Annotated in this window: 26 protein-coding genes; 16 read left to right on the top strand and 10 right to left on the bottom strand. The window is 56.9% G+C overall.

The features are described from left to right. Positions 1 to 222 precede the first annotated feature (222 nt). The 4 genes from M2341_RS05135 to M2341_RS05120 are packed head-to-tail and all read right to left on the bottom strand — an operon-like array spanning position 223 to position 3,938. A complete protein-coding gene (locus M2341_RS05135; protein WP_413714798.1) occupies positions 223 to 1,008 on the bottom strand; it encodes a TIGR02186 family protein in 786 nt (261 codons plus the stop codon). Then, complete coding sequence (locus M2341_RS05130; RefSeq protein WP_181558917.1) at positions 1,005 to 1,919, bottom strand: sulfite exporter TauE/SafE family protein; 915 nt, start codon at positions 1,917 to 1,919, stop codon at positions 1,005 to 1,007. Before M2341_RS05130 ends, M2341_RS05135 begins: the two co-directional genes overlap by 4 nt. A gap of 55 nt (positions 1,920 to 1,974) precedes the next feature. After that, positions 1,975 to 3,063: a hypothetical protein gene (locus M2341_RS05125; protein WP_264584472.1), complete on the bottom strand. Its 1,089-nt coding sequence runs from the start codon at positions 3,061 to 3,063 to the stop codon at positions 1,975 to 1,977. Continuing rightward, positions 3,060 to 3,938 (bottom strand): glycosyltransferase family 2 protein, encoded by an 879-nt coding sequence (locus tag M2341_RS05120; protein WP_264584471.1) that lies wholly within the window; start codon positions 3,936 to 3,938, stop codon positions 3,060 to 3,062. The genes M2341_RS05125 and M2341_RS05120 overlap by 4 nt, the downstream gene beginning before the upstream one ends. Positions 3,939 to 4,004: 66 nt before the next feature. Here M2341_RS05120 and M2341_RS05115 point away from each other — a divergent pair, with 66 nt between their 5' ends. Then, positions 4,005 to 5,612, top strand: a complete 1,608-nt coding sequence (locus M2341_RS05115; protein ID WP_264584470.1) for a recombinase family protein — start codon at positions 4,005 to 4,007, stop codon at positions 5,610 to 5,612. 83 nt (positions 5,613 to 5,695) lie between these two features. Here the strand turns inward: M2341_RS05115 and M2341_RS05110 are convergent, their stop codons facing one another. The 3 genes from M2341_RS05110 to M2341_RS05100 all read right to left on the bottom strand — a co-directional run bounded on the left by M2341_RS05110 (position 5,696) and on the right by M2341_RS05100 (position 7,112). Further along, a complete protein-coding gene (locus M2341_RS05110; RefSeq protein ID WP_264584469.1) occupies positions 5,696 to 5,872 on the bottom strand; it encodes a hypothetical protein in 177 nt (58 codons plus the stop codon). 186 nt (positions 5,873 to 6,058) lie between these two features. Next, a complete protein-coding gene (locus M2341_RS05105) occupies positions 6,059 to 6,604 on the bottom strand; it encodes a hypothetical protein (protein WP_264584468.1) in 546 nt (181 codons plus the stop codon). 106 nt (positions 6,605 to 6,710) lie between these two features. Continuing rightward, positions 6,711 to 7,112: a hypothetical protein gene (locus M2341_RS05100; RefSeq protein ID WP_264584467.1), complete on the bottom strand. Its 402-nt coding sequence runs from the start codon at positions 7,110 to 7,112 to the stop codon at positions 6,711 to 6,713. 153 nt (positions 7,113 to 7,265) lie between these two features. Between M2341_RS05100 and M2341_RS05095 the strand changes: the two genes are divergently transcribed. Next, positions 7,266 to 7,457 carry a hypothetical protein gene (locus M2341_RS05095; protein ID WP_264584466.1) on the top strand — a complete coding sequence of 64 codons (192 nt, stop codon included), beginning with the start codon at positions 7,266 to 7,268 and terminating at the stop codon, positions 7,455 to 7,457. After that, positions 7,387 to 7,743, top strand: a complete 357-nt coding sequence (locus M2341_RS16470; RefSeq protein ID WP_413715242.1) for an HNH endonuclease — start codon at positions 7,387 to 7,389, stop codon at positions 7,741 to 7,743. The genes M2341_RS05095 and M2341_RS16470 overlap by 71 nt, the downstream gene beginning before the upstream one ends. Here the strand turns inward: M2341_RS16470 and M2341_RS05090 are convergent, their stop codons facing one another. The 3 genes from M2341_RS05090 to M2341_RS05080 form a co-directional block, all read right to left on the bottom strand. Continuing rightward, positions 7,744 to 7,995 carry a hypothetical protein gene (locus M2341_RS05090; protein WP_264584465.1) on the bottom strand — a complete coding sequence of 84 codons (252 nt, stop codon included), beginning with the start codon at positions 7,993 to 7,995 and terminating at the stop codon, positions 7,744 to 7,746. It abuts the gene before it with no gap. 81 nt (positions 7,996 to 8,076) lie between these two features. Beyond that, on the bottom strand, positions 8,077 to 8,838 hold the full coding sequence (locus M2341_RS05085; protein ID WP_264584464.1) for a hypothetical protein: 762 nt from the start codon (positions 8,836 to 8,838) through the stop codon (positions 8,077 to 8,079). A gap of 154 nt (positions 8,839 to 8,992) precedes the next feature. After that, positions 8,993 to 9,787, bottom strand: a complete 795-nt coding sequence (locus tag M2341_RS05080) for a hypothetical protein (RefSeq protein ID WP_264584463.1) — start codon at positions 9,785 to 9,787, stop codon at positions 8,993 to 8,995. A 68-nt stretch (positions 9,788 to 9,855) separates the two neighbouring features. On the opposite strand from M2341_RS05080, the gene M2341_RS05075 reads away from it, so the two are divergent. From M2341_RS05075 to M2341_RS05015, 13 genes are all read left to right on the top strand, one after another. Beyond that, positions 9,856 to 10,260, top strand: a complete 405-nt coding sequence (locus M2341_RS05075; RefSeq protein WP_264584462.1) for a hypothetical protein — start codon at positions 9,856 to 9,858, stop codon at positions 10,258 to 10,260. A 2-nt stretch (positions 10,261 to 10,262) separates the two neighbouring features. Beyond that, positions 10,263 to 11,936 carry a terminase large subunit gene (locus M2341_RS05070; protein WP_264584461.1) on the top strand — a complete coding sequence of 558 codons (1,674 nt, stop codon included), beginning with the start codon at positions 10,263 to 10,265 and terminating at the stop codon, positions 11,934 to 11,936. A gap of 54 nt (positions 11,937 to 11,990) precedes the next feature. Next, positions 11,991 to 13,265, top strand: a complete 1,275-nt coding sequence (locus M2341_RS05065; protein WP_264584460.1) for a phage portal protein — start codon at positions 11,991 to 11,993, stop codon at positions 13,263 to 13,265. Beyond that, positions 13,249 to 13,950: an HK97 family phage prohead protease gene (locus M2341_RS05060; RefSeq protein WP_264584459.1), complete on the top strand. Its 702-nt coding sequence runs from the start codon at positions 13,249 to 13,251 to the stop codon at positions 13,948 to 13,950. The genes M2341_RS05065 and M2341_RS05060 overlap by 17 nt, the downstream gene beginning before the upstream one ends. 84 nt (positions 13,951 to 14,034) lie before the next feature. Further along, positions 14,035 to 15,198 (top strand): phage major capsid protein, encoded by a 1,164-nt coding sequence (locus M2341_RS05055; protein WP_264584458.1) that lies wholly within the window; start codon positions 14,035 to 14,037, stop codon positions 15,196 to 15,198. Positions 15,199 to 15,289: 91 nt separating this feature from the next. Then, entirely contained in the window at positions 15,290 to 15,826 is a 537-nt protein-coding gene (locus M2341_RS05050) for a head-tail connector protein (protein WP_264584457.1), read from the top strand. After that, on the top strand, positions 15,826 to 16,146 hold the full coding sequence (locus M2341_RS05045) for a phage head closure protein (protein WP_264584456.1): 321 nt from the start codon (positions 15,826 to 15,828) through the stop codon (positions 16,144 to 16,146). Before M2341_RS05050 ends, M2341_RS05045 begins: the two co-directional genes overlap by 1 nt. A gap of 43 nt (positions 16,147 to 16,189) precedes the next feature. Then, a complete protein-coding gene (locus tag M2341_RS05040; protein WP_264584455.1) occupies positions 16,190 to 16,657 on the top strand; it encodes an HK97-gp10 family putative phage morphogenesis protein in 468 nt (155 codons plus the stop codon). Continuing rightward, complete coding sequence (locus tag M2341_RS05035; RefSeq protein WP_264584454.1) at positions 16,654 to 17,022, top strand: hypothetical protein; 369 nt, start codon at positions 16,654 to 16,656, stop codon at positions 17,020 to 17,022. The genes M2341_RS05040 and M2341_RS05035 overlap by 4 nt, the downstream gene beginning before the upstream one ends. Positions 17,023 to 17,113: 91 nt before the next feature. Further along, complete coding sequence (locus tag M2341_RS05030) at positions 17,114 to 17,533, top strand: phage tail tube protein (protein ID WP_264584453.1); 420 nt, start codon at positions 17,114 to 17,116, stop codon at positions 17,531 to 17,533. Between the two features lie 62 nt (positions 17,534 to 17,595). Further along, complete coding sequence (locus M2341_RS05025) at positions 17,596 to 17,931, top strand: hypothetical protein (protein WP_264584452.1); 336 nt, start codon at positions 17,596 to 17,598, stop codon at positions 17,929 to 17,931. Then, the gene (locus tag M2341_RS05020; protein ID WP_264584451.1) at positions 17,931 to 18,284 is read left to right on the top strand and encodes a hypothetical protein; all 354 of its coding nucleotides are present in this window, start codon (positions 17,931 to 17,933) and stop codon (positions 18,282 to 18,284) included. Before M2341_RS05025 ends, M2341_RS05020 begins: the two co-directional genes overlap by 1 nt. A 39-nt stretch (positions 18,285 to 18,323) precedes the next feature. After that, positions 18,324 to 20,618, top strand: a complete 2,295-nt coding sequence (locus M2341_RS05015) for a hypothetical protein (protein ID WP_264584450.1) — start codon at positions 18,324 to 18,326, stop codon at positions 20,616 to 20,618. Positions 20,619 to 20,689: the final 71 nt, after the last annotated feature.

Below are 20,689 nucleotides of genomic sequence, written 5' to 3'. Positions count from 1 at the left end.
GGATCTTGGCCGAGCCGCCGGATATCGCGGAGATGACGCCGATCTCGATATCGGAGAAATGCGGCCGTACGCCGGGCTGCGCCACGGCATCGACCGGCACCGGTTGGCCATCCAGATCCCTGCCAGAAAAATAGTTCACCGTGTCGCTCCCACCTGTGGCCAGGATGCAGGGCGTATCGAATATGCGTAAACAAATGCCTGCGCCGTGGGCGCGGCTTGGGCTCAGCGCATCTTCACGCGACCCGCGACGAAGCCGGCGAACATGCCCATGGCGAGCGCCGAGAAAACGGCGACAAGGCCATAAGCCACGCCATGCTCCTGCGCGAAGACGCCGATGTCGCGCTCAAAGCCGGTCTTGTGCACCTCGATCTCGCGCACTGCGGCGGCGAGCACGCGGCCGTTCTGCACAAGAAAGGTCTCGGCGGTGTAGGTGCCGGTGACCACCCGTGCGGAGAGCGGCAGGCGCGCGCGGTAGAGCACGCCATCGGTGATCTCGACCGCCTTGGGCGCCTCCAGATACAGCCCGCTGCGCGCGCGCAGATCATTGAGGCCGCTGGCGAACCGGCCGATCTCCTCGGTATCACTGAAGGACGCGGGCGAGAGCTGCAGCTTGCTCAGCCCCAGCTCGTAGATCGCGGCCGTACGTTCATCGACGATCTGGTCGATGGGGCGCGAGGACGCCACGGCATAGAAGCTCGGCGCCGAGCGGAAGGCGATGCTGTCGGCATTGACCCACATGCCGGCGAGCTTGCGCTTCTCGCGCACGGTGATCGCCTGGCTCGGGCCCTTGAGCACGACGATGATGTCGACCGGCTCCTCCGGCACGCGCCCGCCGGGATAGAGGATCGCGCCGAACAGCAGCAGTTCCGCGCCCGTGAAGCTGAACTGGATCTCGACCGTGCGTTGCGAGACATCAGGCACCAGTTGCGGCGCGGCCCGCTGCGCGCTCGCCGGGGCGGCGCCCAACAGCGCCACCGCTGCCAGCCACGGGGCGATGCGGGCGATCACTGGACGACCACCGAGTAAATCTCGTCCGGCCGCCAGCCAAGGCCCAGCGCCATTCGGATGGCGATGACCAAAGCGATGAAGGCCAGCGCGACGCGCAGATATTCCGGCCGGGCCCGCATCGAGATGCGGCTGCCGATCTGCGCGCCGGTCACGCTGCCGATGAGCAGCAGGAAGGCGAGGACGAGGTCGACGGCGTGGGTGGTGGTGGCGTGGACCATCGTCGTGAACATCGTCACGAACAGGATCTGGAACAGCGAGGTGCCGATGACGATCTGCGTCGACATGCCGAGAATGTAGAGCATCGCGGGCACGAGGATGAAGCCGCCGCCCACGCCCATCAACATGGTCATGATGCCGGAGAAGATGCCAAGCAACAGCGGCGCCAGCGGCGAGATGTAGAGGCCAGAGGCATAGAAGCGCCAGCGCAGCGGCAGCGCGGCCACCAGCGGGTGGTGCCGCCGCTTGCGCGCAGCTTGCCGCTGCCCGCGCCGCGCCATCACCAGCGCATGGATCGATTCCCGCGCCATCAGCATGCCGATCGAGCCGAGCATCAGCACGTAGAGCACGGCAATGGTCGTATCGATCTGGCCCATCCGCTCCAGCACGCGATAGATCACCGCGCCCAGCGCCGCGCCGATAGCGCCGCCGACGACGAGCACGGCGCTCATCTTGAGATCGACCGTCTTGCGGCCGAGATGGCTGAACACGCTGGAGACGCTCGCGCCCATCACCTGCGTGGCCGAGGATGCGGCGGAAACGGTCGGCGGGATGCCGTAGAAGATCAGCAAGGGCGTGGTGAGAAATCCGCCGCCCACGCCGAACATGCCCGAGAGCAGGCCGACAAGGCCGCCCAGGCCGATGATGACCAAGGCGTTCACCGACAGGTTGGCGATCGGCAGATAGATGTCCATGTCGCCCTCGGTAGTCGCAAAGCGCCGGATCAAAAAGGGGCTTGCCGCCCGATGCTCAAAAATCCGTCGCGAGGGTGATTGCAGGGCCGCTTGCTGGGCGTGCATTGCCGGCGATGCGGAAGCGCCATTCCGCCGAGAGGCTCAGCCCCGGCCGGGCCCATGGCAGCCGGGCACGGAGTTGCGGCCCGATGTCCAGACGCCGTGCACCGGGCTGGACGCTGCCGGAGAGCGCGCCGCCGACCGCCAGCGCGAGCCCCCGTCCGGGCGGAAACAGCCGGTAAGAGAGGGCGGCCTTGCCGTCCGCGAAGCCATCGCTGCCGGGCAAGCCGACAAATCCGGCCTGTGCATAGCCGTCCGCCTCGACGCGCGGCAGAATCTCGGTGGTGTTGAGGCCGCCGGCCGCCAGCAAGGCAAATCCGTTGCGACCGCCTGTCCCCAGACGCTGGCGTCGCTCCACCATTAGCGAGACTGGCAAGGCGGCGGGCAGCCCGGCCGGGCGCCAGGCGAGGCCGAATGCTCCCTCCTCCGCGAACGGCCGTTCGATCGCGCGGCTGGCCCGTCCATAGAGGCTGAACACGCCCATCTCGCTGCTGCTGACGCGATAATCGAGCCGGACGCCCATTTGCGATCCGCCGAGCAGCGGCGCAAAGGCGCGCGACCCGCCGGCATCGGGGCGCCAGAACAGCCATGCCTGGCCGGACAGGCGCCCGCTCTTGCGCGCTTCCCGCAGCGTGCTGATCGACGGCTCGCCGAGCACGGTCCCTTGCGAAAGCGTCGCTGCCGAAGCCGGCGCATTGCGCGGAGCGTCCGACCTTGGCTGTGGCATGTCCGTTTGAGGGGCCTGCGCCCAAAGCGCGACGGGTGTCCGGTATGAAGGAACGGTATGGTGAGGCCGCGCCGCCCTGCCTGCCGGTGGGCCTGTGAACCCGGGAGTATCGCCGGACAATCCGGCGCTGCGCTGCCCGTCGCTATCGTCAGCCCGGCGCCCGCCACTTGGCACTTGCGCCGCAGGCAAGGCCGCAACGTCCGTCGCGCGCTCGCCTCCCGCCATCACCGGCCAGCCCAGCATCACGCCGCGCACGCAGACCCAGCAGCCCAGGACCGCGCCCAGGAACCGCAGCGGCCGCCCGCCACCGGCGCTCATGCCGAGGCTCCCGTGGCCGCGTCAGGGAAGCGATGGCGCGTCTTGTCCCACACCAGCGCGCGTCCGCGCAGATGCCGCACGTAGATCGAAATGGCGCGCCCAGCGGCGAGAATGGCGACGATATTGCCGGTGATCGTGCGGGGCACGGAAAGGAGCGCTTGCCCCCAGCCATAGGCTCGCCAGACGAACAGCATGCGGATGATAAGTCGCCAGGCGAGCAGCACTGCTGTCGCGCGCATCAACCAGGGCAAGGGCTCGGGCCAGATCATCGGCGGCAAGCCCATCAGGCTGCGCGTGATGTGGATGAACAGGGCCAGCCCCAGCCCGGCATAAGCCGCGACCAGGACGATCGCTGCCAGCGCCGCGCGTCGATCGCGCAGACGCATCCAGCGCTCGCGCCAGGGGCCAGACCAGCCGAGCCGATCCCACCCGGCCAAGGCGATCCCGACCGTCCAACGCGCCTTTTGCCGAACGGCGGCGCCCCAGCTATCCGGGAAATATTCGCGCGTGGCGATCAACTCGCCCCTGGCGTCGCGCATCCGCACCAAGATGCCGCGCCCGCCGGCATCGCCAATGCGCAGGCCCAGTTCATAATCCTCGGTGAGGCTGGCCTCATCGAATGGGCGCCCGCCCCGCTCCACCGCCACGGCGGCGAGCGCATCGCGGCTGAACCCGCAGCCGACGCCGGCCGATGGCATGGCTGCGCCCAGCGCTTCCCGCACCGTCAGCGAGGCGCCATGCGCAACCGCGAACTCATCGAGATAATGGCCCGCAACCCATTGCGAGCGCGCCGATTTGAGCGGCAGGACCGGGAGCTGGACGAGCGCGAAGCGCGGCGCGAGATAGCCGATCACCCGCAGCGCATCAGGATGCACGACATCCTCGCTTGTCGTGTTGGTTGTAAACAGGATCGCAACGCATGAGCAGCTAGGACGCGTCGCATGGTCAAACAGTCCCACGAATTCCCGAGCGCAACAGCTACCAAGCCCGCCTATCTCTACGCACGCTTTAGCTCCCAAGGGCAGCGCGACGGTCACAGCATTGAGCGGCAGCTTGGTTATGGACGGGAGTTCGCAGAAGAACGCGGCTGGGCGGTCGTTGACGAACTGACCGACGAAGCGAAAAGCGCTTTCAAGGGCGCAAACCGCGAGGAAGGTTCAGCCCTGTTTGGTTTTGAGCAAAAGGCGCGAGAAGGGCACTTTCAGAATGGTGCGGTGCTAGTCTGCGAGAATGTAGACCGCCTCTCCCGACAAGGCGCGAAAGCAGCAGCTAAGCTCATCTGGGCGTTAAACGACGCTGGTGTAGACGTGGCGACCTATCACGATGGCCACGTCTACAAGGCTGGTGACGATACCGACATGATGGACCTTTTTTCGGTCATCATAAAAGCGTCGGTTGCTCACGAAGAAAGCTCGAAAAAGTCTAAGCGTAGCAACGCGGGCTGGTCACGCATTCACACCGCAATCGCCAATGGGGATAAGCGCGCCTACTCGCGGCAGTGCCCCGCATGGCTCGACATCAAGGAAGAGGTTTACGTCCCCAATCACCACCGTGCAGCTTTGGTCCGCCAAATATTCGATTGGTATGTGAACGGCATTGGTAGCCTGACAATCATCGAACGGCTGAACTCGATGGGCGAGAAAAGCTGGTCGGCTGAGAAGCGCTACAAGGATGCTAAGCACTGGACACCCCGGTATCTGCACAAGCTGCTCACGAGCCGGACGGTCATGGGGGAATACGCCACTTTGAAGGGCGAGACCCTAGCTACGGACTATTACCCTCAAGTGATCGACTCAGACACCTTCCACCGTGCACAACTTGTGCGAAAGGACAGGACAACGATTGGGGGCGACGAGCGTAAGCGATCCGCCAACTTGCTACTCGGGATAGTGAAGTGTGGAGAGTGTGGATACGGCGCGGTCCTGCAAAAGAGGACCTTGACCAGCAAGACCCGCCCTCCCCGCACCCATTCTTACCTGCGCTGCAACGACGCGCGCTACAAGGCCACCGCTTGCACCAATAGGACGATCCTACGCTATCAAGTGGTGGAGCAAACGATTCTCCACGGAATGCTTCCAATCATCGCAGCCAACAAGCGCGCGAAACCAGCCCTGCAAAATTTCGACATCCAGATCGCGGACGCATCCCGCCAGTTGGAACTTTTGCAGACCCAACTCGACAACGTGATAGATGCGATTGCGGAAGGCGTGTCAGCAAAGGCCCTTGCCTCGAAAGCGGTCGCTCTTGAAGCTGAGATCGATCACCTCAATGCCCATCTAGCTACATTAATCAGCCAGCGAGGCATGGAGGCGTCCAAACCGGGCCGCCGGGACGATCTGGACGCGGTGGAGCAATTGAAGGAGCAGTTGATAAGCGCGGACGACGAAATCCAGTTTGAGGCTCGTATGCAGGTGAACACAGCCCTCAAGCGCTTGATCGACAAAATCGAAATACGAGCCAATGGCACATTCATTGTATGGCCGCATGATGACCAGTTTTATGCCTTCGACAGCGATGGAGCGATGCTTGGCGACGAGCATTTTGAGTAAGCCCCGCAGGGAACGTCAGAGCAGGAGAGCGCTCCGAGTTGCAGAGGAGCGCTCATGGCCCTGAGAGGGCTTCCTAGGGTAGCTTAGAGCTGAACTAAGAATACTTGCGCGGAAGCAACCACTGCATCGATCTGCTCTTCACGCGCCTCGACCAAATCCCCCTCGTCGGTGATGCCCAAGCAAAGAAAATTGTAGCGGTCGAGCGCAGCTTTGAGGTCGTTCAGGGCGTCGGTTTGTTCGAGCGTTGTGACTTCCGGCATTGCTACCTCCTATTGCGGTAGCAGGTTCAAAAGACATCGTCTGGTGTAGCAGTCACCTGTTTTGTGGCCATGGCGACAGATTTCACAATGCCGCTAAATACGATTGACCGGTGAGCCATCGGTCAAACCTAGAAGTGCAAATGCGGGAAGCCCCGGTGGATATACCTGCCGGGGCTTCTCTTCGCATCACTTCTTTTTGGTAGCACCCTGATACGGCGCGTTGGGCTTGTCACCGACCACAGCGCGCGGCGTGCCATCAGGGTTCTTACCCACGCCCCACAGCCGACCAATGGACTGCTTTGCTCCGCGATCCAGCTTGTCCCAATCGGTGCGCTGATCAGCCGGGAATTTTTCACCGGCAGGCTTCTTCGCCGCTTTGCCAGAATTAGTGCCAGCGTTCAGCGCCTCAATCTCTTTGTCCAGCTCGCCAGCTTCAACAGCAGCAGTCAGCTTATCGAGGAAGCTAGGAAAGCGCTCAGCGGGCACATGGCTGACAGGTTTGCCGTTGATGAGCAGAGGCTTCCCATCAATGACTGGCTTGAAGGCCACAACGTCATTGGAAGCAGACCACCAGCGGTTAGGCGCTCTGGACGAGCCATTCTCAAACTGCGTCTTTGCAGCAGCAATGCGCTTGAGGACAGGCTTGCGGGCTTTTGAGGGGTCGTGCGGCTTCCGGTGGAAGACTTCTTCCAGCTTATCGTCAATCAGTGCGAGAACATCTTTGAGGGACATAGCAACCTCCATGGGGGGATGCGCACCAATGCCCTGCACAGAATCTCAGCACAACAAAAAAGGGGCGCCACATAGCGCGCCCCTTGGGTAACATTATTGTAGTGGGTTACGCCGTAGCAGTAGCCTTAGCTGCCCGCGTCTCGCGCATTTTCGACCGGCGCGTTGCAATGCCCTCGTCGGCAGCAGCAAGGGCAACATCCATCTCACCAGCTTCGATCTGGCCTTTGAAGTGCAGCATTGCATCCTCAAAGTGAGCAAGCGGCACAGCCACTTTGGTTTCAGTGCCGAGTAACGGCAGCGCTTTGTTGTTAACGCGCAGCGTGAGGGACACTTCTTCCTTGCCGATAGTGAACCAGCGTCGACCATTCTTCGTCGGCTCCTTGTAGAGCGCAATCTGATTGTCGATGCCTTCGAGCAGAATGTGCTTTGCAGTGCGACCCTGCTCTTCGCCCGAGAACTCGACCGACTTGCTAACAGGGACGATCATCGAGGGGTTGAACTTCGTCATGTGCATTACTCCGATTGCGTAAGCAGCAGTGCCTACCCCAATCGTATGTGTTCACCTGAAATCACAATCATCCAATCAATGGCGTTGACAGGCCGAAAGATAGAAGAACGGCGGAGCTAAATAGGAGAGCAGAACACAAGCTAGGAGAGAACAGTGAGTTCCAACGATATTATTAACCCACAACTGGTGGCATCCATCATCAACATCATCGACGTGGCCACCCAACGCGGCGCGTTCCGTGCCAATGAATTGTCACCAATCGGGGCAGTGGTCGATGCACTCAGCGCGTTTAACAATGCACTTGCTGATGAGCAGGAAGCCGATGGCAATACGGATGCCGAATAAGCCTCAATCATTTTCCTACAACAGCGGCTCTGCAAAGCCATTGCAGATGACCGACTACAGCTATGACAGCAAATGGCGAAAGCTACGTGACCGGCGCATCGAGGAAGAGCCTCTATGCAGGCATTGCTTGTCCGCAGGACACGTGACGCCAGCAGTGCAGGTCGATCACATCAGGCCGCGAGCAGAAGGCGGCAAGGACGAATGGGATAACACCCAGAGCTTATGCCTGCCTTGCCATCAGGCTAAGACCGCTGAAGAGACAAGACTCAGGATGAGAGGCTATTAATCAGCCTTTGAACATCACGCGCAACGCCCACACCACATTGAACACCAATGCAGCAATGGTCGAAACCCACCCAGTGACGATGATAGCCATAACTGTTGGAGACTGCATCGGCACTGCACCAGCGGCGAACACCAGTTCAAGCGTTCGGTTCTCCACATACCATATGCCCAAATGTTGAAGCACGGTAATAACAATGATCGACGCAACTAACTGAACCCCAAGCAGGCTGACTGCTTTAACCCTACGTGACATAAGGGCTCCTTCTAGAAAACGCTGCACACTTGCAATCGTATCTATCAGAAGCCACTCAATAAAGCGGAATACAGGTGTAGTTTAGTGTATCGTCTCGACCTGAATATTAATGTCGCTCTCCGGTGGAAGCTCAAGCTCCTCCTCAAGCCATTTGCATTCGCGTATAATCGCCTCTTCGACTGCCGTGAGGAAAACCTTAACATGGGCAGTGCGTCGGCGCATTCTTTTAACCCAATCCGCTTGCGTTGTTCGGTAAGCTCTGCGTTGTTCAGAGGCCCACCCATCGCCATGCTTAGGATGGTTGGACATAAGTCCGGTCATCGATACGCGATCAAGCATTAGGTCGCTAAAATGGTTGTTGTGATGCACTGAGTTTCTAGCAGCCAATTCCTGCTTGAACTGCTTAGCAAACGCTTTGATCGCCGTTCCCGCATCCAATTTATTAATCAGAGTGGCATTGACTGCATTCAAGCAGCGCTTCATTCGCTCGCTGAACTCATAAAAGCGATTGAAAAACATTTCGATGGAATAACGAAGGTGAGCCTCCTTGCTGATAGGTTCACCGGGATGGTTGCGCAGATAATGCTCGCATTCTGACATGGCGATCCACGTCGTTTGAAGAGCGAGGAATGACATCACGGCTTCGTGCTGCCGTTCGACGGCAGGCGAGAACATAAACATCTCGGGATGACTAGCATCCGGTGGAAGCCGGATATCATCAAGGGTCAAAGCGATGGCCTTCGCCTTCCACTCTCTAAAACCCGGATAGTTAGTGATCTTGTTTATCCACGCCGAGATAACGTCGAGGGTGTCCTTCTTTAGTCCAACGTCTCTGTCAGCCATACCCAACGTTTATGGTGTTGAAGAGGCTTGGTCCAGACGCAGGAACCGAAGCGGCAACCAAGGGGCGTACTTTTTTCTGCGGATAGCGGCCTGCTACGACAACCCCCCAACTAAATTCTGACCCGTGCAGATTAAAGCCTCGGGAGCCGAAGCACTATTGCGGTTGAAAGGTCAGGTAGCCAGCAAGAACGGGCGTGGCGAAGGTGGAGACCGTCCGATATGCAGTAAGCACGAACTCAGCCGTGTCCGACATGTCCTTTGCCAATCCGGCCTTAGCAAAAACGAATTTCACGAAAGCGCCGAGTTTCTTCAAAGTCGCCTCGGCTTGCGGATCATCGGAAGACGCGCCTCGTTCAAGCGCCATATAGGCCGAAAGAAGCTCGCGCAGACTTTCGATGGTGTAGCCCCAGCCAAGCCACCTCACACGTTCCAATCGAAATCTGAATTGCCTCAGTCCGTCAATGGTCGCTTGCCGAATGAAGTCACCCTGAACAAGCTGATGCTCACCTAGCCATTCGAGCAAAGTATCGATCTCGCCAATGAGGTCGGACAGCTCTTGCTCGTTCAACTTCGGATACTGCACTTTCTGCCGTATCGTAGGCGAAAGCATTTTCAGTGGCTGCAAGTTCGCCTGAACCCGTGTCAGTCCGTTACCTGAATTGTTCCACGTCCCAGTCAATGCCTCTTGGTCGAAGACCGACTTGATACCTTTTACGTGAGATATCGCTGCCGCCCGAACATCATCGTCCATGTCGCAAGTATGAAGTATCTCGATTATAAAGTCGGCTCGATCCATCACGCAAAAAATGATCTGGTAAAAGTCTCGCGACCATGCATCCACTCCCAACACACGAGCGATAACACTATCCCCCCGCTTCGAAGAAGAAGCCGAAATTAAATCATCGCAGAAGTCTGCAAGTTCGCGGGCGGGGTCTGTGAGGCTAGCCATCCCTCATCATCAACAGCTTTGTTGATGGCGTCAATGGTAGGCGCTGGACGGTGTCTACTAAATATTAGATGCAACGCGGTCCAAAGAAGAAGTCGGCAGAAGTCAAGAAAGCTACCGGCACCTTTCGCCCCAGCCGCGACAATCCGAAATTCCTTATTACGGACAACTCACCGCCGAAGCTACCAGCCTACCTGTCACCTGAGGCGCAACAGGTCTGGCGAGAAGAATTCAACCGTGTCGTTCAAGCAGGAACTATCGACGCAGATAGCTCTCTTTTCGCTCGTTACTGCGCTCTAGAATCTCTCGCGCGGCGCGACTTCCTCAAAGGCGAATACCCGAAGGCGACCTACGTCGTTGAGCTACGGAAGCTCGCCGAAGCGCTCGGCATTGGCGGTGTTCCATCACGCGCCCAACGCGGCACGCCTTCCGAAGATGACAACAAGAACCCCTTCGCGGGCCTGCTTGGTGACTAACCATGTGGGCCGAAGGCGAGGGACCGTTCACAACGGTTGCGGTCACATATGCGGAAGAGATCGTAGCAGGCTCGATACCGGCCTGCCTTCAAATCCGACAAGCCTGCCAGCGCTTCCTCAATGACATTGACGGCGATGTTTGGGAGTTCGTCCCAGCCAACATTGAGCGCGTCTGCAAGTTCATGCGGTTGCTGCCGCACGTCAAAGGCAAATGGGCACGAAGGCGGGAAACGCTCGCGCTAGAACCGTGGCAGGTCTGGATCCTCGCAGGGATCTTCGGCTTTGTCGATCCTGAGACCAGACTGCGCAAGGTTCGAGAAGCCTTCCTTCTCATCCCTCGCAAGAATGCCAAGTCCACGCTCGCGGCAGGCATCGGCTTGTATATGGGCTTCCTCGATAATGAAGAAGGAGCCGAAGTCTGGATCGGCGCGAATTCGAAGACGCAGGCAGATGCGTGCTTCGTGCCAGCGCGGCAGATGGTCGTCAAAACACCGCAGTTGATGCAGGCAGCAGGGATCAAGGTTCAGGCTGAAAGCGTCTTCTCGCCTCGCACCGGCTCGTTCCTGCGTTCCATGATCGGCAAGCCAGGCGACGGCTCAAACCCGCATTGCGCGATCCTCGACGAGGCGCACGAGAACGATAGCTCGGAACAATATGATACGATGAAAACCGGCATGGGTGCGCGTGAGCAACCCTTGTTGCTGACCATCACGACAGCCGGCTTCAATCTCGCTGGTCCATGTAGGCAACTTCAGATCGACGCCGAGGCGGTTCTGGCCGGAACGGTGCGGAACGATGCGTTGTTCGCCGCTATCTACACAATCGATCCCGACGACGACTGGCGAGATTTCGAGGTCTGGAAGAAAGCCAATCCTAATTATGGCGTGTCCGTGCTGCCAGACAACCTAGAAGGCTACCACAGGGACGCGATCAATCTACCTGCCAAGAAGGCCACGCTTCTAACCAAGCACCTGAATGTCTGGCAGAATGCCACAAACGGATGGCTAGACCAGCAGGACTGGCTGGCTTGCAAGTCGGACGCGACGTTAGAATCGCTCAGGGGGCGTCCGGCCTATATCGGCTTCGACCTCTCTACACAGACCGACATAACCGCGCTGGCGCTTTGCGTGACAGGTGAGAACGACAAGCCTCACTTCTTCCCATTCTTCTTTTTACCAGAAGGCGCAATCGCCAAGTCGAAGACAGCGGACGCTTACCGCGCATGGGTCGATGCCGGTCACATTCAGCTTACGGACGGCAACGCCACGGACTTTGCTGCTGTGAAAGCTAAATTGGTGGAACTGCTTGATATGTTCGACGTGCGAGGCATGGCCTACGACAGTTGGCAGGGCCATCAAATGTCGCAGGAGATGCAGTCGGACTTCCCCAATCTGCCAATCGTCAAGTTCGCTCAGAACATTGGCAACTACAATCCGGTCATGCAGGCATTTGAAGCGCTCGTTGTGGATCATAAACTAGCCCACAATGACAATCCATGCATGAATTGGATGGCTAACAATGTGTCTATCCGCCCGAACAGCGCCAATCACTTGTTCCCCAACAAGCCTGATAAGCAGATGCACTTAAAGATAGACGGCATCGTAGCGTCTCTAATGGCATATGCGCAGCATTTAAACCAAGCACCAGTGTTCGAGCCGTTTATCGACCTCCTCTAAAAGCCACTCCGGCCATCCGCATAAATACCACGAACTTAAACGTGCGTGGAGAAGATGGTAGGTTTCATTGACTTTATATTGGGACGTAGCGGCGAGACAAAAAGCGCGCGTCCCTACACTGATGTGCTGGGAGAGATTGCAGAAGCACAAGCCGGTAGCGGCTTGCCTTCAGTTGATGCCGACAGAGCGCTCAAATCAACCGCAGTGCTTTGCGTCGTTCGCGTGATTGCAGACGGCATCGCACAAGTCCCATTTAAACTACTGCAAGAGAATGGCAGCGGTGGACGCGGCGAACCTGCGAAGACGCATCCGCTTTACGATCTTATCCGCTATTCGCCGAACGACTGGCAAACCAGTTACGAGTTTCGTGAGCAGCTAGCAATTCACCTAGCGCTTTGCGGCAATGCCTTCATTTACCTGAACCGCCATCCACTGACCAAGGTAGTCCAGGAGCTTTACGCATTTGAACCGGGCAGCGTGACGGTCACCCAGCACGATGATTACTCGCTTAGCTACAAGGTTCAGACCAACGACAAGAAGTTTCTGACGATTAGTCAGGACGATATGTGGCACATTCGCGGTCCAAGTTGGAATGGCTGGATGGGCCTTGAAGCGACCACGCTAGCACGTCAGGCCATCGGCCTTTCGCTCGCTTCCGAAACCTATGGTGCAAACCTATTCGCTAACGGCGCCAGACCGGGAGGCATTCTCTCCAGCGACGCAAATCTCACTAAAGAGCAGCGCGAACAACTTCGAGAAGCATGGCAACAGCAACAGGGCGGAACGAAAAACGCGCACAAGACTGCAATTCTCGGCAACGGTGTAAAGTGGCAAGCGCTCGCATCCAGCGCCAATGATGCGCAGTGGACGGAAAGCCGACGCTTCCAAATTGAAGAGATTTGCCGCGCGTTCCGTGTTCAGCCGATCATGGTCATGCAGCAGGGTGCAACGTCATATGCGTCGGTGGAGCAGCTAATGCTCGCCCATATCCAGAACACTTTAATGCCTTGGTATGAGCGCATCGAGCAATCGGCACGCAAAGCGCTGCTTACGCCAATGGAAAAACGTCAGGGCTACTACTTCAAGCTAGATAGTCGTGCGCTTCTAGAAGCCTCTACGTCGGATCGCGTCGCCTACTTCAACGCCATGCGTGCAATGGGCGTAATGACGATCAACGAGGTTCGCGAGAAGGAAGACCTTCCTCGCAGCGACGATCCGCTGGCCGACAAGCTAATGCCAGCAGCAAACCTTTTCGGAACACAGCCAACAACGGAGCCGGAAGCAGATTCAACAAACAAGCAGGATAACAATAATGAACAAGCAGCTTGAAAAGAAATCCCTCACCGGCGCTCAGTGTAAGCTCGCAACCGTTGACGATCCTACCAGCGATGCGATGGTCTTCAGTGGCTATGGTTCGGTGTTCGGCAACATTGACTGGCACGGCGACATTATCGCACCTGGCGCTTATGCCAAGAGCATCGCGCAGCATAAATCCAATGGCACTGCGCCACTCATGTTGTTCAACCACGACGCTTATAGCGGGACTGCGTTGCCAATCGGTAAGTGGCTCGATTTCGAAGAAGACGACTACGGATTAAAGCTGACTGGCGAACTCCTCGATACCTCGTTTGGCAGAGACACATATACCGCGCTCAAAGCGGGTGCCATCAACGGGCTATCAGTGGCCTTCTTTCCTGTCTCTTGGTCGACTGGCACGACGGAAGACGAGTTCTTTCACACTTACACCGACGCGGACCTATACGAAGTTAGCGTAGTCACATTGCCAGCAAACGAATTGGCGGTGGTTGGCGAAGTGAAGTCACGGTTAGCAGATATGGGCATTCGCGATCTAGAGAATCTGCTGCGCGAATGCGGACTGTCGCGCAAGCAAGCAGAGACCGTAGCCAGCCAGTTCGAGAGCAAGCGCTACCTAGCCGACCTTGAAGAGAAGAAGCTGGCCGATGAGGCAATGGCACTTCGCATTGCAAAGCTACTCGGAAAGGAACCTGCATAAATAGCTCTGAGTGAGCCGCTACAGGGGCGATCCTGTCAATAGGTCACAAAACAAAAACATAAGACAGACAGGAGGACCATAATAATGGCCACTAACGAAGAGATTATGAGCGTATGGGAGGAGTTTAAGACTGCTAACGACGAACGTCTTGCAGCGATTGAAGCGAACGTATCGGACCCAATCGCAGCCGACAAGCTATCAAAGCTAGAAGAAGCTCTCCAGTCACTTACCGGCACCGTCCAAGACGTTGTTGAAGAGCAGAAGAGCCTCGCAAAGAAGTCCGGTCGTCCTGGCACTACTGGTGCTGGTGCCGACGCAGAATACAAGACGCTGTTTAACGGTTTCATGCGCAAGGGTCGCAACGAAGAGGAACTGCAAACCAAGTCGCTCACCATTGGGGGCGACACTGGCAGAGACGGCGGCGTCACAGTGCCAGCATTCATCGACTTCAACATTCGCGAGCAGCTTATCAACGTAAGCCCGATGCGCCAGCTCGCGGAAGTTATCACAACTACCACTGGCGACCACACCGTTCTCTTGAACGTGCGCGGCACTGCCTCCGGTTGGGTTGCTGAAACCGACGAGCGCGATGAGACTGCAACTCCAAAGATCAACAAGATCAAGGTGCCAGTCGGCGAAATCTACGCTAACATTGCGGCTACTCAGACTTTGCTCGACGACAGCGCTATCGACGTAGAAAGCTGGATCGCAGCACAGATTGCAGACCAGTTCGCAGTCGCTGAGGGCGCAGCTTTCATCACCGGGACCGGCACCAATCAGCCAAAGGGTCTGCTAGCATCGGGTAACGGCTTCGCTGTAACTGCAAGCGGTTCTGCTGCTGCTCTCGATAAGCCAGACGCGCTTATCGATCTGGTTTACGGCCTCAAGGCTGGACACCGTGCAAACGGCAACTTCCTTGGTAATTCGGCAACCGAAGCAACCGTTCGTAAGCTCAAGGACACCACGGGTAACTACCTATGGGCACCGGGCTTGAACGGCGAACGCGGCACGCTGCTTGGCTATCAGTTTTACAATGATGAGAACATGCCAAACGTTGCAGCCAACGCTACTCCGCTCGCATTCGGCGACTTCAAGGCTGGTTATACCATTGCCGACCGCAAGAGCTTCACGCTCATTCGCGATCCTTTCACCAACAAGCCATATGTCATGTTCTACGTGACCTCGCGCGTTGGCGGCACTCCAACCAACAACGAAGCGATCCGCTTGCTCAAGATCGCAGCTTCGTAAGCTAGCAACAAACAACATTGGAAGCCCGGTCAGCAATGACCGGGCTTCTTTGTGCGCTCGATAAATATCGAAAACATAAGGGGCGCCGCCAATGAGAAAGACAATTGAACGAAACGACGACTTCCTTGCGATCACAGTCGCAGAGGCAAAGCAGTGGTGCCGCATTGACGAGAATGCAGACGACATTCTGCTAGAAGGATTGATCCGTGCGGCAACAGATGCAGCGGAAGCCTTCACCAATCGCGCCATTGTTCCGGCCACAATCGAATTTTCCTACAAGTCTGGCGAAGCCTGCTTTGCCATTCCTACGGCGCCGGTCGTCGCAGCCAGCAAGGTAGAGCTAGAAACGTCTAAGGGCGCACGAACAGAGCTACCCGCCGAGAGCGCATATTGGCTGCGAGTGTCGGATAGCGGCGCTGTGCTGACGCTCACAGGGCATTCTCGGGGCAAGCAGACGCTCGTTGCTACGTGCTCGGTTGGATATGCCGGCGCTGCAAGCGTGCCGCGTGGGATCAAGCTGGCGATCTCGACGCATGTCGGCAGCGCATATGAAGGGCGCGAGGGGCAGGATACGGCGAAAGACACGTTTGAGAACCTGCTTCGTCCGTTCGTTGTGAGCGCCATCTAATGAAAGCGGGCGATCTAAAAGAGCGCATCGCCATTACCGCAGCGACCAGCGCACAGAACGCTATCGGGGAAGTGGTCGCAAGTGCTTATGCGACCGTTGCGACTGTCTGGGCAGCAAAGTGGACGTTGACCAGCAAAGACATTGCACGAGCAGCAAGCGCGCAACAGCAGACCGAAGCAAAATTCGCCATTCGCTATCGCGACGGTATCAGCACAAGCAATCGTATCGTCCACAAAGGCACCGACTACCAGATCGTCAGCACTGAAGAGTTTGAAGACGGTTGGGGTCTCTATCTCTTCGTTCGGAGTCTCACTGTCTGACCGCACCAATAAATAATGTGCGATCAACAATGAGACCAATGCGATGAACCACCTTAAATTCAAACTGGAAGGCTTTGAGGAGTTAAAGACGGCGCTTAATCAGCTAGGCCCCGAACTCGCAACCAAGGCTGGACAGTCTGCAATTAGGGCTACTGCAAAAGTCGGCATGAAGGCCGTCTATGCAGCAACGCCGGTAGGTGATGAGGACACAAGCCGCATCTACAAAACCAAGAGCGGCGAAAGCGTGCGGGTGGACTACGGTCATGCACGCGCAAATCTCCGGATCAAGAAGTTAAAGCCGAAGACGGCACACACTGTGGGTTCAACAATCACATTCGGCAACGCATTCTGGATGCGCTTTCTCGAATTTGGCACTGTGAACATGGCTGCTCGTCCAGTTATGCAGCCAGCATTCGACAGTGCCACTATCGATATGCTTGCAGAACTGAACAAGCAGCTAGGCAAAGCCATTGATCGCCTCACCGTTAAACATTTCGGGCCGATCAAATGATTGATAATCACTTCTACACCGCGCTATCTAGCGCAATTGGAACGCTCAAAGCGTATCCAAATATTGCAGCGAAGAACGCCAACGCGCCATTTGTCGTGTATCAGCGCGTTTCAACGCAACGCTCTACCACCCTTGACGGGCCAGACGGCTTGGCAGTGGCTTCATATCGCGTGGACATTTACGCAAAGAGCCTGCTTGAGGCGCAGCAGATCGCTTATACGGCTTGTGTTGAATTGGTCTCCTACAAGTCAGATTCAATCCACTACATCACTATCATCAATGAGCAGGATGGTTCGGACGTTTCCGGCGCACCTGACCTCTACCGCATTATCTTAGATATTGACGCTTCCTATAGCTGGCTCTGAATCAAGCCACTGAAGCCTGCCCGATAAATACTCGCGAGCAATGCCCCGAAGCTGGGGACTGCAACCAGTATTTTCGGAGGCAATAATAATAATGAGCAATGCATCTCAAGCACAGGGAATTTCTCTGTCCATTAAGGTCGGCACTGCATACGTTCACATCGCTGAGATCAAGGACTTCTCAGCATTCGGCGGTTCGGCAGCAGTTATCGACGTTACCAACCTAGACAGTCAGGCAAAAGAAAAGCTCATGGGCTTGCAGGACTTTGGTCAGGTTACTTTCAACTTCAATCACATTGCATCGGACGCCGGGCAGACAGCACTAGAGGCAGCAAAGGCTTCTCGCACTAAGCAGGATTTCAATCTTACTCTAACTGACACCCCAGCGACCACCTACAGTTTCAGCGCGTTCGTTCTATCAAAGGGTATCAGCGGCGGCGTTGAACAGGCCGTCAGCGGCTCATGCACTGTGGAAATCACCGGTGAAGTCACTAGCGAAACGGCAGGTGGCTAATGTCACAGCTTGCTTCTAGGTCACACATTCTGTCGCAGAAGCCTCGCTCGGTTACGTATCATGTGGCCGAGTGGGACTGCGATGTTCGCTTGCAGGCATTCAATGTTGCACGGCGCGTGGCATTTCAAACGGTCATTACCGAGAATGCGATTGCCCACCAGAACCACAAGGACGATCCAGAGCAGTATCCAGAGAAGGTAGAGCTGCTGGATGACGCGATGGTCAGCATCGTGTTCAGCCTCGTTGATGAGAACGATCAGCTAATGTTCGATATGGACGACATGGAGGCTTTGAAGGAGCTTCCATACTCAGAGGTGAAAGCCATGTATGTGCAAATGATGTTGCTCAATCACGGCACCAATCTCGTTGCAAAGGCAGAGGCCGAAAAAAAAGACTAATGGAGAACCCGGAGCGGTTGTTCATGCACCGCTTGGCTCTCGCTCTGGGCAAGTCCCTCACCGAGATTGCTGATATGACCACGGACGAATTTGCGTCTTGGTATGCGTATGCGCAGCTCGAACCTTTCGGAAGCCCAGCAGACGACTATCGCGCAAGCGTCCAGTCACAGCTTTTCTGGCAGGCAAACACGAAGCCGGGCACTGGCCCGATGCCAGACTATTATAACCACTGGCCTAAGCCGGAAGAGGTTGAAAAGCCCAAGAAGCAGAAGGAACGCGAAGTGAGCAATTCGCTGAAAGGCTTCTTTGCTGCTTACAACGAGCGACACAAGGCCGCCAATCCAAAGAGCTAGCCAATAAATACTCCGTAACTAGATTTGCGGAGTATTTTCATGTCAGCAGTTGCTGTTCTCAAAGCCGACCTTGAATTAAACAGTGCTGATTTTATCAGCGGCATGCGCAAAGCGGCGGTTGAGTCCGAGAAGACTAGCAAGACCATGCGCGCAGCAATGGGTGGCGCTCAAACGGCGGTCGCCGGGCTTGCAGCGGCTGTCTCGATTGACTTCCTTGCTGGCTTGACCAAGTCCGCTCTCGACTATTCCGATGCCATTGCCGATCTGTCCGACCGAACCGGCGCATCGACCAAGTTCATTCAGGAATTCCGCTACAATGCCCAGATGCTCGGTTCCGACTTCGGGACGGCAGATGCGGCAGTTGAAAAGTTCGCAAAGACGGTCGGTGATGCGGAGGCAGGCAACAAGGCGGCGGCCGAAAAGCTGAAAGAATACGGGATCACGGCGCGCAACGTCGATGAGGCCGTCCTGCAAGCCGCAGATAGCATCTCCAAAATGGATAGCCCGACCAAGCAGCTGTCAGCGACGATGGATCTGTTCGGCAAAAAGGCCGGAACGCTGCAACAGACGATGGCGGCAGGGTCGGAAGGCTTCAAGCTCCAAGCCCGCGCAGCTCGTGACCTGGGTATCATCCTTGAGGACCATGTTGTGCGCAGCGCGGGCGACGCAAACGACAAGCTCGATACCATGAAGATGATCCTCAACGCCCAGATGGCGAACGCGATCGCGCAGAATGCGACGGCGTTGGTCAGCCTCGGAACGGGTGTAATGAGCGTTGTTGGTAGCCTCGTTCAGTTCTGGAACCAGAACCCGAAGGCAGCAATGACCATCCTCGGCGGTATCGCCGGTTTCGCCCTTGGCAAGCACCCAGCAGCAGCAGCGCTTGGAGCAGCGGGCGGCTTCCTTGCTGGTCGTTCCATGGAGCAGATGAAGAATGACGGAAACATGGACATCGGTTTCCGCCAGCAGCAGATGCGAGATGCCCGAGCTAAGTTCCACGCGGCACAGGCCGACAAGGGAACGAATATAGGCATCGGCGTCATCAGGCTGGATAAGAAGGGTGCGTTTGAAGAATACCAGAAGCAGGTTGGCCTACTGCAAACCGCGTTAAATGCGGCGAAAACCAAGCCTACAGTGAATGGCGACATTCCCGATCTGCCAGCAGGGCCAGCCAAGGCTAGCTCCGGTCCATCAGCAGCAGAACTAGCCGAGATGGAGCGCCAGCGCGCATTTGCTGCTGAGAGCGACCTGATGCGTGCCGAAGCAGAGCTAAAGCGTGCGCAGTATATCGACCACGGCAACTACCTAGACGAATATGCTCGCCAGCGTGACGAGGTCGATGACGCATTCCTCGATGCCAAGCGCTCGATCCTCAATGACGTTAAGAACGAACTGAACACCTCCGGCAAATACACAGCGGAAGAAGCTGAAAAGCTCATCCTCATTCAAGAATCTCTCCAGACGGCTCGCAAGAACCAGATCAATCACGAAGAGAACGCGCGGATCGAAGAGGAAATCCGCAATGCTAAGCAGGCCGAGCTAGACGATCAGATGGCCTTGCTCGACATTTCAAGCGGCATGGCTCGGACAGCGCGCGAACGACGGGCCATTGAGCTTCGTCGCTTGGAAATGGAAAAAAAGCGCGAGCGTGCAGAGCTAGAGTATATGCTTGCACCTCATAGCAACGCCTCTCCTGAAGCGAAGGCCAGCGCACAAAGTCGTTTGAGCGGTTTGGACGCTCGTTACAACTCCCGCGCAGAATTAGCAGTTCGCAACACCGCTGGACCGCTCGAAAGCATGTTGCAGTCCATTCCTGACTCTGCCGATCAAGTGAACGAAGCGCTTGAGAGCATCGCGGCAAACGGACTGGCCACATTAAGCAATGGCATCGTTGACGCATTGATGGAGTGGGAGAACTTCGGCGATGCCTTCATTGACGTAGGCAAGCAGGTAACGCGCGCAATTTTAGACATGGTTATTCAAATGACCTTACTACGTCCATTGGGCAACATGATTGGTGGAGCGCTCGGAGTATCACCGTTGCCGGGTCATGCTAACGGCGGACTTGTATCAACACCGGGCTGGAAGACAGTCGGTGAACGTGGCGAAGAGCGCGTTTATCTGCCCGGTGGTAGCAAGGTCATTCCACACAGTCAGCTTGCAGGCCTTGGTAATGGCGGTGGGGGACTGACCATCAGTGTTGACGCTCGAGGTGCGACCGATCCGGCCTTAGTAAAGTCAATGGTAGAACTCGGCATCGCCCAAGCAATGCCCCATATCAACGCTTCTGGCTTCGCTTACACAATGGCTAGAGCGGGCCGAACAACGATCTAAAGCGGTCAAATAAATACCGGAGCAACTTTAATATGAGGCTCCGGTATTGGCTGTTTATCCAATTGGCGCAC

It is taken from the genome of Sphingobium sp. B7D2B, from assembly GCF_025961895.1.
Taxonomy (GTDB): Bacteria; Pseudomonadota; Alphaproteobacteria; order Sphingomonadales; family Sphingomonadaceae; genus Sphingobium.
This window is presented reverse-complemented; position numbering and strand designations above follow the sequence as displayed.